Raw genomic sequence first — 11,565 nt, 5'->3', positions numbered from 1 at the left:
TCGAGCAGCAGCCCGACTCGCGTCTGCAGGCGCTCCTCGGCGCTCGGCGCGCTCAGTGCGGCGGGTGCCGGTCGCGCTCCTTGACGCGCAGCCCGCTCGCGATGAGCCGCCGCACGAGCACCTTCGGGGGCACGCGCTCCGCGCCCATCGCGACGAGTGCGTCGATGCGCTCCGCCGGCACGTCGTAGTGGTCGTGGTCGAAGCCGCGCGCCGGGATGCCGGCCGCGCGGGCGAAGGCGTGCAGCTCGTCGAGCGACGCGTCGCTCACGAGGTGGGCCCACATCGTGCCATGGTTGGGCCACAGGGGCTCGTCGACGAGGATCGCCATCCGGCAACGGTAGTGCGCGCCACGCGGGTGCCGCCCGTGTTGACCGGATGCGCCGCGAACCTGTATCGTTGTTCGCTGGCGCAAGTCGCGGCTCCGCGCGCGCTACAAGCTTCGTCCCGGCTCGATCGGGAGTCGTTCCAACAGTGAGGATCCAACGTGGTGTACGCAATCGTGCGCGCCGGCGGTCGGCAGGAGAAGGTCGAGGTGGGCACCGTGCTCGTCGTCGACCGCATCGCCGGCGATGACAACGGCAACGTCGAGCTGGCCCCCGTGCTGCTCGTCGACGGCGACAAGGTGACGACCGACGTCGACGCCCTCGCGAAGATCACGGTGACGGCCGAGGTCGTGACCGACCTGCGCGGCCCGAAGATCCGCATCCAGCACTACCGCAACAAGACCGGCTACAAGCGCCGCATGGGCCACCGTTCGGAGCTCACGCGCCTCAAGGTCACCGAGATCAAGTAAGGGACTGACACATGGCACATAAGAAGGGCGCATCGTCCACGCGCAACGGCCGTGACTCGAACGCGCAGTACCTCGGCGTCAAGCGCTTCGGCGGCCAGGTCGTCAAGGCCGGCGAGATCCTGGTCCGCCAGCGCGGCACGCACTTCCACCCCGGCGCTGGCGTCGGTCGTGGCGGTGATGACACGCTGTTCGCCCTCGAGGCGGGCGCCGTGCAGTTCGGCCAGAAGGGCGGCCGCAAGGTCGTCAATATCGTCGCCGCAGGCTGACGAACATAGACATCCGATGAACGGGGCGGGCTTCGGCTCGCCCCGTTCTCGCATTCGCACCACAGAAGGAGACAGCAGATGGCGACATTCGTCGACCAGGTGACGCTGCACCTGCGCGCAGGGCACGGCGGCCACGGCTGCGTCTCGGTCAAGCGCGAGAAGTTCAAGCCCCTCGCGGGCCCCGACGGCGGTAACGGCGGCGACGGCGGCGACATCGTGCTCGTCGCCGACCCGCAGATCACGACGCTGCTCGGGTACCACCGCTCGCCGCACCGATCGAGCGACAACGGCCAGCCAGGCATGGGCGACCACCGCTCCGGCACGTCGGGCGGCACGCTCGAGCTCCCCGTGCCCGTCGGCACGGTCGTGTCGGATGCGTCGGGCGAGACGCTCGCCGACCTCAACCAGGCGGGCATGCGGCTCGTCGTCGCGGCCGGTGGTCAGGGAGGGCTCGGCAACGCGGCGCTCTCGAGCGCGAAGCGCCGGGCACCGGGCTTCGCGCTGCTCGGCACTCCCGGCTTCGAGGGCGACGTCACCCTCGAGCTGAAGACGGTCGCCGATGTCGCGCTCGTCGGCTACCCGAGCGCGGGCAAGTCGAGCCTCGTCGCCGCCATGTCGGCCGCGCGGCCGAAGATCGCCGACTACCCCTTCACGACCCTGCACCCCAACCTCGGCGTCGTCGAGTCGGGACAGGTGCGCTACACGATCGCCGACGTGCCGGGCCTCATCGAGGGCGCGAGCGAGGGCAAGGGGCTCGGCCTCGAGTTCCTGCGCCACGTCGAGCGCTGCTCCGCGCTGCTGCACGTCATCGACTGCGCGACGCTCGAGCCGAACCGCGACCCGATCAGCGACCTGCAGGTCATCCTCCGCGAGCTCGAGGCGTACCCCGTGCCCGACGGCCAGACGCCGCTGCTCGAGCGCCAGCAGCTCATCGCGCTCAACAAGATCGACGTGCCCGAGGCGCGCGAGCTCGCCGACTTCGTGCGGCCCGAGCTCGAGGAGATGGGCTACCGCGTGTTCGAGATCTCGACGGTCGCCCACACGGGGCTGCGCGAGCTGTCGTTCGCGCTCGCCGATCTCGTCGAGGCCGACCGCGCCGCGAAGGCCGCCGAGCCGGTGGCCGAGCGCATCGTGCTGCGCCCCAAGGCCGTCGACGACCAGGGCTTCGTCGTCAAGGTCGAGGGCACCCACGAGGGCCCGCTCTACCGCATCCTCGGCGCGAAGCCCGAGCGCTGGGTCGCGCAGACCGACTTCCGCAACGACGAGGCCGTCGGCTACCTCGCCGACCGGCTCGCGAAGCTCGGCACCGAGGACGCGCTGCTCAAGGCCGGCGCCGTCCCGGGCGCGACAGTGGTCATCGGCCCCGGCGCGGGCATCGTCTTCGACTGGGAGCCGACCGTCGCGTCGGCCGCAGAGCTCGTCGGCAGCCGCGGCACGGATCCGCGACTCGACCAGAACGACCGCCGCACGACCGAGGAGCGTCGTCGCGAGTACCACGAGCGCATGAACGCGAAGCAGGCCGCGCGCGACGACCTCCAGGGCGAGCGCGCCGGCGGCGTGTGGACCGACGACGAGGGGTTCGAGGTCCAGCGCTGGGACGAGGACGCATGACGCGCCTCGACCTCGGGGCAGGGCAGCGCGTCGTCGTCAAGGTCGGTTCGTCGTCGATCTCGGGGGAGCGGCGCGGCCAGATCGAGCCGCTCGTCGACGGGCTCGCGAGGCTGCACCGTGCGGGCGAGGTCATCCTCGTCTCGTCGGGAGCCATCTCGACCGGCATGCCGTTCCTCGGGCTCGACTCGAGGCCCGTCGACCTGCCGATGCAGCAGGCGGCGGCGGCCGTCGGCCAGAACGTGCTCATGAACCGGTACCAGCGCAGCCTCACGCGCCATGAGCTCGTGGCAGCGCAGATCCTGCTCACCGCATCCGACATGGACATGGACTCGCACCGGGTGAACGCGCGGAACGCGCTCGAGCGGCTGCTCGACCTGCGGATGCTGCCCATCGTCAACGAGAACGACACGGTCGCGACGCACGAGATCCGCTTCGGCGACAACGACCGGCTCGCGGCGCTCGTCGCGCGACTCGTGCGCGCCGACCGGCTCATCCTGCTCTCGGACATCGCGTCGCTGCGCACCGCCCCGCCCGACGAGCCCGGCTCCGCGCCGATCGAGCACGTGCCCTACGGCGACCCGCTCGACGGCGTGCGGCTCGGCACGAGCGGCTCGCACATCGGCTCGGGCGGCGCCATGACGAAGGTCGACGCCGCGAGGCTCGCCGCCGACGCGGGCGTGCGCGTGACCGTCACGGCCACGCCGCTCTTCGAGCGTCTCATCGCCGGCGACCGCCTCGGCACCGAGTTCGAGCCGAACCCCGCTCCCGAGCGCTGAGCGCCGGGGGCGGCGCGGTGCCGCACGGCCCGCCTCGTAGGATCGAGGCATGGCCGACCACCTCGACGACTTCAACGCGCTCCTGACCGCGAGCCAGCGCGCCGCTCGAGCGCTCGGCGTCGCCGAGGCCGAGCAGCGCCACGCGGCGATCGAGGGCATCGCCATCGCGATCGAGGACGCCGCCGACGCGATCCTCGCGGCCAACGCCGATGACCTCGAGCGCGGGCGCGAGGCCGGCCTCGCGAGCGGCCTGCTCGATCGCCTGCTGCTCGACGGCTCGCGCATCGCGGGGCTCGCATCCGCGGCGCGAGCGCTCGCGCAGCTGCCCGACCCGGTGGGCGAGGTGCTGCGCCAGCGCACGCTGCCCAACGGTCTCGACCTCACCGAGGTGCGCGTGCCGTTCGGCGTCATCGGGGTCATCTACGAGGCCCGCCCCAACGTCACCGTCGACCTCGCCTGCATCGCGCTCGGCTCGGGCAACGCCGTCGTGCTCCGCGGCGGCTCGGCGGCCGAGCGCACGAACGCCGTGCTCGTCGACGCCATGCAGGGCGCGATCGAGCGCGCGGGCCTGCCGCGCGAGTCGGTGCAGACGATCGACCGCTTCGGCCGCGACGGCGCCGGCCGGCTCATGCGCGCCCGAGGCCTCGTCGACCTGCTCGTGCCGCGGGGGAGCGCCGAGCTCATCGAGCGCGTCGTCACCGAGTCGACCGTGCCGGTCATCGAGACGGGCGCCGGCGTCGTGCACGCCTTCATCGATCGTGCCGCCTCGCTCCCGATGGCGCTCGACATCGTGCTGAACGCCAAGACGCAGCGCACGAGCGTCTGCAACGCGCTCGAGACGGTGCTCGTGCACCGCGACATCGCCGAGGCGGCGGTGCCGGCGCTCGCGCTCGCGCTGCAGCAGGCCGGCGTCACGATCCACGCGGATGCGGCGCTCCCCGGCGTCGACGGCGCCGCCCCGCTCGGCGACGGCGGCTGGTCGACCGAGCACCTCTCGATGGACGTCGCGATCGGGGTGGTCGACGACCTCGACGCCGCGATCGAGCACGTCAACCGCTTCGGCACGCACCACACCGACACGATCGTGACCGACGACGCGGATGCCGCGAGCCGGTTCCTCGCGGAGGTGGACTCCGCGGTCGTCATGCACAACGCATCCACCCGGTTCACCGACGGGGGCGAGTTCGGCTTCGGTGCGGAGGTCGGCATCTCGACGCAGAAGGCGCACGCGCGCGGCCCCATGGGGCTCCCGGAGCTCACGAGCACGAAGTGGATCGTGCGCGGCACCGGCCAGGTGCGGCCCTGAGCCGCGCTAGGCTTGATGCTGGATCGGAGGCACACCCATGATGACCTTGACACTCCTCGCCGCCGCGGGGGCTGAGCACCACGCGGACCCGGGCGCGGGCCCGTACATCGCTGCCGGCATCGCCGCAGCCATCTTCATCATCTCGGCCATCGTGCTGCGCTCGTTCCGCGACGTCTCCCACCGCGGCGAGCGGCACGACGTGCACGGCAACGCCTAGCATCATCGCCGACGCGCCGGAGCGACGCAGCCGCCTGGGGATCATGGGCGGCACGTTCGATCCCATCCACCACGGCCACCTCGTGGCGGCGAGCGAGGTCGCGCAGCACTTCGACCTCGACGAGGTCGTGTTCGTGCCGACGGGCGAGCCGTACCAGAAGCGCAGCGCCTCGCCGAGCGAGCACCGCTACCTCATGACGGTCGTCGCGACCGCCTCGAACCCGCGCTTCCGCGTCAGCCGCATCGACATCGATCGCAGCGGCCCGACGTACACGATCGACACCCTGCGCGACGTGCGCGAGCTGCACCCCGAGGCCGAGCTCTTCTTCATCACGGGGGCGGATGCGTTCGCCTCGATCGTGGAGTGGAAGGACCAGGACGAGCTGTGGCAGCTCGCGCACTTCGTCGCGGTCACGCGACCGGGGCACCAGCTCTCGATGTCGGGATTCCCCGCTGACCGCGTCTCACTGCTGGAGATCCCCGCACTTGCGATATCCTCGACCGATTGCCGTGCGCGCGTCCGCGCCGGATATCCCGTCTGGTATCTCGTGCCCGACGGGGTGGTTCAATACATCAGCAAGCACGACTTGTACCGGAGACTGACAGCATGACCGATGCGAACGAAGGCCGCCCGCTGACGCGACGGCAGCTTCGAGAGCTCGAGCGCGCTGCAGAGCTCGCCCGCACGGGCGGCATGCCGCCGGTTCCCGAGGACGACTCCGAGCTGCCGAGCGAAGCCCCGCCCCGCGAGGGCCGGCACTCCACGCCCAGCGTGCCCGCCGCCCCCGTCGACGCGGCTGTCGTCGACGCGATCGAGGCCGAGCCGGCGCAGCCCGCCGAGCCGATCGAGGCAGTGCCCGCTGCGCTCGCCGAGCCGGTCGAGCCCTCGCAGCCGGTCGTCGACGACGAGCCGCGCCCCAAGCCTGCCGGTCGCTTCTTCGGCCGCAAGAAGGCGAAGTCCGACCCGACGCCGCCCGAGCCGGCTCCCGCGCTCGAGGCGACCGTCGCGATGGATCGCATCGACGTCGACGACGACGCCGAGGTCATCGAGGCGGAGATCGCTCCTGCCGAGGCGCAGGCATCCGTGCCCGCACCGTGGTCGGCGCGCCGCTCGAGCGTGCAGGTCGACGACGTGCAGGGCCTCGACACGATCGACGACGCCGACGTCGACGACGTCGAGATCGACGAGGTCATCGTCGAGCTTCCGCGCGTCTCGTCGCGCCGCGTCGCGGAGTCGACGCCCGCCGAGCTCGAGGACCGTCGCGCCGCCGAGGCCGCCGCCGCCGAGGAGCTCGTCGTCACCGGGCCGACGCGCGGCCAGTCGCAGCGACTCCCCGTCATCGTCAACGTCGTCTCCGACACGTCGGAGCACCACATCGCCGACCTGCGCGAGCAGGGCGTCGCGGGCACCGGCGGCTCGTCCGCCTCGTCGATCACGGCGAACGCGCTCGTGCTGCCGGCCGGATCCGACGCTCCCGAGTTCTCGCTCGAGGGCGCCGACGGCCTGCTCGTCACCGGATCGATCGACGTGCCCGAGGGCTTCGCGTCCTCCGGCCGCGGCAGCGCATCGATCGACGGGAGCGACGTCGACGCCGACGTCGCCGACGGCGAGGTCACGAGCCCCGAGACCGCGCCGGTGCGCGCGTCGAGCGCCGTGTCCTCCTACGCAAACGCGCGCGTGCAGATCGCACCGCAGAAGCAGCGCTCGAACACGCTGCCCGTCGCGATCGGGGCGGGTGCCGGCGTCTTCGTCGCGGGTGTCGTCGGCGTGATCGTGTGGGCGCTCACACAAGGGATCCTCTGACCACGCATGGCACCGCACAACTTCACGGACGCTCGATGAGCGCCGACCAGCGGGCCGTCGCGCTCGCACGCGCCGCGGCTCGCGCGGCCGACAAGGCACTCGCCGTCGATCTGGTGGGGCTCGACGTCTCCGGCCAGCTGCCGCTCACCGACGTCTTCCTCATCGCGACCGGCCGCAACGAGCGTCAGGTGAGCGCGATCGCTCGAGAGATCGAGGATGCGCTCATCGTCGACGGCGCGAAGCCGGTGCGCCGAGAGGGCCGTGCCGACGGCCGGTGGGTGCTGCTCGACTTCTCCGACATCATCGTGCACATCTTCCACGAGGAGGAGCGCACGTACTACCAGCTCGAGCGGCTCTGGCGCGACGCGGGCGTCATCGACCTGCAGCTGCCCGAGGCACCGGCCGCCGCCGAGTAGGCGCGGCGACCCGCAGGCCCACGGGCCTGCGGCCACGCTGTCCCGCTGATCCCGACCGCCTCGGCGGGCGGTCCTTCCGCGCGCCCCGAGCGCGATCGCCGGCCGCTCGTCGGCCGCTCGTCGGCCGCGAGCTCGTGCCGCTTGCGCCGAGCGGGGCTTTCGTCGTACGCTCCTGGTCACGGGATTGGAAACGTTTCCAATCTCGATCGGCACGAGACGGGCGAAGGCGCCCGGGGCGGAGGGACCATGGCGGGAACGCCCACGATCGCCGCCGTCGCCCGGCACGCCGGCGTCTCCGTCGCGACCGCCAGCCGCGCGCTCCACGGGCAGGGCGCATCGCCTGCGACCGCCGACCGCGTGCGCCTCGTCGCCCAGGAGCTCGGCTACCGGCCCAACGCTGTCGCGCGTGCCCTGCAGTCCGGCCGCACCGGACAGATCGCCATGATCGTGCCGGATGCCGCGAACCCCGTCTACGCGCGCATGACGAGCGCCGTGCAGCACGAGCTCGCCGCCGACGACCGGCAGCTGCTCGTCGCCCAGGCGCAGGAGGCCTCCGCGGTCGCCGCCGCGATCCAGCGCTTCGGCCCGCAGCTCATCGACGGGCTCATCGTCGTGCCCCTGCGGCCAGGCCCGCAGGTGCTCGACGCGCTCGACCGCGCGAGCGTGCCGACCGTCGTGATCGGCTCGCTGCCCGAGTCGGCGCGGCAGGGCGTGGTGCGCGCCGACTCGCGCGCCGGTGTGCGGCTCGCGATCGATCACCTGCTCGAGCGCGGCGCGCATCGGATCGGCTTCGTCAACGGGCCCGTCGACACGACGCCCGGCCGGCTGCGCCTCGAGGGCTACCGCGAGGCGATCGCCGGCGCGGGCCTCGAGCACGACCCGTCGCTCGAGGTCGCGGCGGACGACTTCACCTACGCCGCGGCGATGCCGGCCGTGCGCGCGCTGCTCGACCGCGCCGGAGCGACCGCGATCGACGCGATCGTCGCCGCGAACGACCTCATCGCCGTCGCGGCCCTGCGCGCGCTCGCCGACCGCGGGATCGACGTCCCGGGCGATTGCCTCGTCGTCGGCATGGACGACACCGAGCTCGCGCAGATCGCCATCCCGAGCCTCACGAGCGTCGACCTCGGCGCCGCCGCGCGCGGCACGCTCGCCGCCGCGCAGCTGCTCGCCGTGCTTCGGGGCGATGCCGAGGCGACCGAGCACACCACCGTCGAGCCCGCACTGGTCGTGCGGGAGTCCACCACCAGGAGGGAGCGCCGATGAGCGCTGTCGACGTGACGATCGCCGAGCGGAAGCTCAAGCGACGATCGCGGTTCAGCTCAGAGCAGGGGGCTTGGCTGCTCTTCCTGCCCGCGATGCTGCCCATCCTCATCTTCAGCGTCTGGCCGCTCATGCAGGGCATCGCGCTGGGCTTCACGAACGCGACCGCCGCCAGGAACGCGGCCGTCGAGTTCACGGGGGTCGAGAACTACGTCGAGCTCGCCGGCTACGAGCTCTTCTGGAACTCCTTCGGCATCGGGCTCATCTGGGCGTTCTCGGTCACGATCATCCAGTTCTTCGCGTCGCTCAGCCTCGCGCTGCTGCTGAACGCGAACCTCTGGGGCCAGGGCATCGCGCGCACGCTCGCGCTCATCCCGTGGGCGATGCCGCCCGTCATCATCGCGATCATGTGGCGGCTGATGCTGCACCCCACCTACGGCGCCGTGAACGGCGGCCTGGGCGCGGTCGGGCTGCCCGACAACATCAACTGGCTCGGCCAGGCCTCGACGGCGCTGCCCGCGGCGATCGTCGTGGGTGTCTGGGCGGGCATGCCGCAGACGACCATCACGCTGCTCGCGGGCCTGCAGGGCGTCAACGCCGAGCTGCACGAGGCGGCGCAGCTCGACGGCGCCGGCACCTGGCAGCGGTTCTTCGCGGTCACGCTCCCGGCGCTCAAGCCGGTGATCATCGCGATCACGACGCTCGACTTCATCAACAACTTCAACTCGTTCGCCCTCGTCTACGTGCTGACAGCGGGAGCGTGGGGCACGATGCTGCCGATGCTGTTCGCATACAACGAGGCGTTCCGCTACGGCAACTTCGGGCTCGCGAGCGCGATGGGCAACGTCATCGTCATCGTCATCGCGATCTTCCTCTTCTTCTACCTGCGCTCGCAGGCGAAGGGACGTGAGTCATGAGGCGTCGATTCACGCTCGGTCGAGCGCTCCAGTACGTCGCGATCGTGCTGTTCATGATCTTCCTCGCGTTCCCGCTGCTGTTCCTGTTCACGACCGCGTTCAAGAGCCAGCGCGAGCTGCAGTCGCCCGACCCGCAGCTGCTGCCGGCGCAGTGGAACCTCGACAACTTCGCGGCTGCGATCGACCGCGCCAACCTCGTGCAAGCGGCGGGCAACAGCCTGCTCGTGGCGCTCGTCACGACCGTCATCGTCGTCGCGGTCTCGCTGCCCGCCGCCTACGCGCTCGCCCGCTTCCGCACGAAGCTGCGCAAGCTCGCGACGGGCTGGATCCTGCTCTCGCAGGTCTTCCCGTTCATCCTCATCATCGTCCCGCTCTACCTGATGCTGCAGCCCATCGGGCTCGGCAACTCGCTCGGCGGGCTCGTCGTCGTCTACGTCGTGTGGTCGCTGCCGTTCGCGCTGTGGATGCTGCAGGGCTACGTCGCGTCGATCCCCGTCGACCTCGAGGAGGCGGGCGCCATGGACGGCGCTCCGAAGTGGCGCGTGCTCATCTCGATCGTGCTGCCGCTGCTGGCCCCCGGTCTCGTCGCGACGAGCCTGTTCGCCTTCATCGGCTCGTGGAACGAGTTCTTCTTCGCGCTCGTGCTCATCAAGGACGAGGCGCTCCAGACGCTGCCGCAGCGCCTCGCGCTGTTCGTCGGCGCCGAGGGACAGGTGCAGCTCGGCCAGCTCGCGGCCGCCTCGCTGCTCGCGGCCATCCCGAGCCTGCTGTTCTTCGCCCTCATCCAGCGCCGCCTGACGTCGGGCCTGCTCTCGGGCGCCGTCAAGGGCTGACGCCCTCACCCATCCATCTCGATCCATCCATCCACCCGAGGAGACACCATGCACCGCACACCCCGCGCCGCGATGGCGCTCGCGGCCGGCGCCCTGCTGCTGACCGGCTGCGCGTTCGGCGGCGGCCAGGCACCGACCGCCACCGAGACCACCGACCCGACCGAGGAGGTGACGCTCACCTTCCAGTCGCTCGCCTTCCAGGACGCCACGATCGCCGCGACCGAGGAGATCGTCGACTCCTGGAACGCCGAGCACCCGGAGACGCAGATCGACCTCGTGCAGGGCTCGTGGGACAACGTGCACGACCAGCTCGTCACGCAGTTCCAGGGCGGCGACGCTCCCGACATCATCCACAACGAGGCCTCCGACATGGCGGGCTTCGCCCACGACGGCTACCTCGCCGACCTCACCCCGTTCCTCAGCGAAGAGCTGCGCGGTGACGTCTCCGAGGGCGTCTGGACGACGGTGACGGCCAACGAGCAGATCTTCGCCGCGCCGACGCTCATGCAGTCGTACGTCGCCTTCGCCAACACGGCGGCATTCGAGGAGGCCGGCGTCGAGGTGCCCACGGGCGAGTCGCTCGCCTGGGAGGACCTGCGCTCGATCGCCCAGGAGCTCACCGCGGACGGCAGCTACGGCCTCGGCTGGGGCCTCAAGTCGCCCACGGCGCCGTTCATGAACCTCGCGCTCGGCGAGGACGGCACGTTCTTCGAGGTCGACGCCGAGGGCGAGGCGACGATCGAGGTCGGCGAGGGCGAGCTCGCCATCCCGCAGACCGTCCACGCGATGGCCTACGAGGACCAGTCGCTCGACCCCGTCACGCTCACGCAGACCGGCGGCGACGTGCTGCCTGGCTTCCTGGGCGGCACCTACGGCATGTACATCGGCGGCTCCTACCTCGCGCAGCAGATCGCCGACACCGCGCCCGAGGGCTTCGAGTGGACGGTGCTGCCGCCGCTCGCGGGCAGCGCGGGCGCCGCGCAGGGCACCTCGCCGCAGACGCTCTCGGTGTCTGCCGACTCCGAGCACGTCGACCGCGCCGCGGCCTTCATCGACTACTACATGCAGGCCGAGAACCTCGCGGCCGTCGGCGAGGGCGACTGCCTGATCCCGACGACCGGCGAGGCTCGCGACGCTCTCGCGACCGCGACCGAGGGGCAGACCGGCTGGGCAGAGATGCTCGCCTCCGGCGCGGTGCTCGAGGCGGCGCCCTTCCAGCTCGCGGTGAACTACCCGCAGTGGAAGGACCAGTACGCGACCCCCGCGTTCCAGCAGTACCTGTCGAACTCCATCGACATCGACCAGCTCACCACGCAGCTGACCGACGGGTGGGAGTCCATCCAGTAGCGGCCGTGCCGTGCAGG

At 71.6% G+C, this 11,565-nt stretch carries 14 protein-coding genes; 13 read left to right on the top strand and 1 reads right to left on the bottom strand.

Annotation, left to right across the window (positions count from 1 at the left end; translation table 11 throughout):
* Positions 1-52: 52 nt before the first annotated feature.
* Entirely contained in the window at positions 53-328 is a 276-nt protein-coding gene (locus ABD106_RS03810; RefSeq protein ID WP_343917456.1) for a DUF4031 domain-containing protein, read from the bottom strand.
* A 156-nt stretch (positions 329-484) separates the two neighbouring features.
* Between ABD106_RS03810 and rplU the strand changes: the two genes are divergently transcribed.
* The 13 genes from rplU (at position 485) to ABD106_RS03745 (ending at position 11,548) form a co-directional block, all read left to right on the top strand.
* Entirely contained in the window at positions 485-793 is a 309-nt protein-coding gene (gene rplU, locus ABD106_RS03805) for a 50S ribosomal protein L21 (protein ID WP_343917454.1), read from the top strand.
* 11 nt (positions 794-804) lie between these two features.
* Entirely contained in the window at positions 805-1,059 is a 255-nt protein-coding gene (gene rpmA / locus ABD106_RS03800; RefSeq protein WP_343917452.1) for a 50S ribosomal protein L27, read from the top strand.
* Positions 1,060-1,137: 78 nt separating this feature from the next.
* Entirely contained in the window at positions 1,138-2,670 is a 1,533-nt protein-coding gene (gene obgE, locus ABD106_RS03795) for a GTPase ObgE (RefSeq protein WP_343917450.1), read from the top strand.
* A complete protein-coding gene (proB, locus tag ABD106_RS03790) occupies positions 2,667-3,446 on the top strand; it encodes a glutamate 5-kinase (protein ID WP_343917448.1) in 780 nt (259 codons plus the stop codon). Before obgE ends, proB begins: the two co-directional genes overlap by 4 nt.
* Positions 3,447-3,495: 49 nt before the next feature.
* Positions 3,496-4,752 (top strand): glutamate-5-semialdehyde dehydrogenase, encoded by a 1,257-nt coding sequence (locus ABD106_RS03785; RefSeq protein WP_343917446.1) that lies wholly within the window; start codon positions 3,496-3,498, stop codon positions 4,750-4,752.
* Positions 4,753-4,789: 37 nt separating this feature from the next.
* Complete coding sequence (locus ABD106_RS03780) at positions 4,790-4,969, top strand: hypothetical protein (protein WP_343917444.1); 180 nt, start codon at positions 4,790-4,792, stop codon at positions 4,967-4,969.
* Positions 4,970-4,973: 4 nt separating this feature from the next.
* Entirely contained in the window at positions 4,974-5,579 is a 606-nt protein-coding gene (gene nadD, locus ABD106_RS03775) for a nicotinate-nucleotide adenylyltransferase (protein WP_343917894.1), read from the top strand.
* Complete coding sequence (locus ABD106_RS03770; protein WP_343917442.1) at positions 5,576-6,772, top strand: hypothetical protein; 1,197 nt, start codon at positions 5,576-5,578, stop codon at positions 6,770-6,772. Before nadD ends, ABD106_RS03770 begins: the two co-directional genes overlap by 4 nt.
* Positions 6,773-6,807: 35 nt before the next feature.
* Positions 6,808-7,188: a ribosome silencing factor gene (rsfS, locus tag ABD106_RS03765; RefSeq protein ID WP_343917440.1), complete on the top strand. Its 381-nt coding sequence runs from the start codon at positions 6,808-6,810 to the stop codon at positions 7,186-7,188.
* Between the two features lie 246 nt (positions 7,189-7,434).
* Positions 7,435-8,454, top strand: coding sequence for a LacI family DNA-binding transcriptional regulator (locus tag ABD106_RS03760; protein WP_343917438.1), 1,020 nt, complete (start codon positions 7,435-7,437; stop codon positions 8,452-8,454).
* Positions 8,451-9,368, top strand: a complete 918-nt coding sequence (locus ABD106_RS03755; RefSeq protein WP_343917436.1) for a carbohydrate ABC transporter permease — start codon at positions 8,451-8,453, stop codon at positions 9,366-9,368. Before ABD106_RS03760 ends, ABD106_RS03755 begins: the two co-directional genes overlap by 4 nt.
* Positions 9,365-10,201 (top strand): carbohydrate ABC transporter permease, encoded by an 837-nt coding sequence (locus ABD106_RS03750; RefSeq protein ID WP_343917434.1) that lies wholly within the window; start codon positions 9,365-9,367, stop codon positions 10,199-10,201. Before ABD106_RS03755 ends, ABD106_RS03750 begins: the two co-directional genes overlap by 4 nt.
* A gap of 48 nt (positions 10,202-10,249) precedes the next feature.
* Complete coding sequence (locus ABD106_RS03745) at positions 10,250-11,548, top strand: ABC transporter substrate-binding protein (protein WP_343917432.1); 1,299 nt, start codon at positions 10,250-10,252, stop codon at positions 11,546-11,548.
* Positions 11,549-11,565: the final 17 nt, after the last annotated feature.

Origin of the sequence: Agrococcus citreus, from assembly GCF_039527715.1 — a bacterium.
GTDB lineage: Bacteria > Actinomycetota > Actinomycetes > Actinomycetales > Microbacteriaceae > Agrococcus > Agrococcus citreus.
This window is presented reverse-complemented; position numbering and strand designations above follow the sequence as displayed.

What these genes read in the sequence shown, in the direction of transcription:
- ABD106_RS03810 (WP_343917456.1), bottom strand. Translation starts at nt 328, where the DNA reads ATGGCGATCCTCGTCGACGAGCCCCTGTGGCCCAACCATGGCACGATG.
- rpmA (WP_343917452.1), top strand. Translation starts at nt 805, where the DNA reads ATGGCACATAAGAAGGGCGCATCGTCCACGCGCAACGGCCGTGACTCG.
- obgE (WP_343917450.1), top strand. Translation starts at nt 1,138, where the DNA reads ATGGCGACATTCGTCGACCAGGTGACGCTGCACCTGCGCGCAGGGCAC.
- proB (WP_343917448.1), top strand. Translation starts at nt 2,667, where the DNA reads ATGACGCGCCTCGACCTCGGGGCAGGGCAGCGCGTCGTCGTCAAGGTC.
- ABD106_RS03785 (WP_343917446.1), top strand. Translation starts at nt 3,496, where the DNA reads ATGGCCGACCACCTCGACGACTTCAACGCGCTCCTGACCGCGAGCCAG.
- ABD106_RS03780 (WP_343917444.1), top strand. Translation starts at nt 4,790, where the DNA reads ATGATGACCTTGACACTCCTCGCCGCCGCGGGGGCTGAGCACCACGCG.
- ABD106_RS03770 (WP_343917442.1), top strand. Translation starts at nt 5,576, where the DNA reads ATGACCGATGCGAACGAAGGCCGCCCGCTGACGCGACGGCAGCTTCGA.
- rsfS (WP_343917440.1), top strand. Translation starts at nt 6,808, where the DNA reads ATGAGCGCCGACCAGCGGGCCGTCGCGCTCGCACGCGCCGCGGCTCGC.
- ABD106_RS03760 (WP_343917438.1), top strand. Translation starts at nt 7,435, where the DNA reads ATGGCGGGAACGCCCACGATCGCCGCCGTCGCCCGGCACGCCGGCGTC.
- ABD106_RS03755 (WP_343917436.1), top strand. Translation starts at nt 8,451, where the DNA reads ATGAGCGCTGTCGACGTGACGATCGCCGAGCGGAAGCTCAAGCGACGA.
- ABD106_RS03750 (WP_343917434.1), top strand. Translation starts at nt 9,365, where the DNA reads ATGAGGCGTCGATTCACGCTCGGTCGAGCGCTCCAGTACGTCGCGATC.
- ABD106_RS03745 (WP_343917432.1), top strand. Translation starts at nt 10,250, where the DNA reads ATGCACCGCACACCCCGCGCCGCGATGGCGCTCGCGGCCGGCGCCCTG.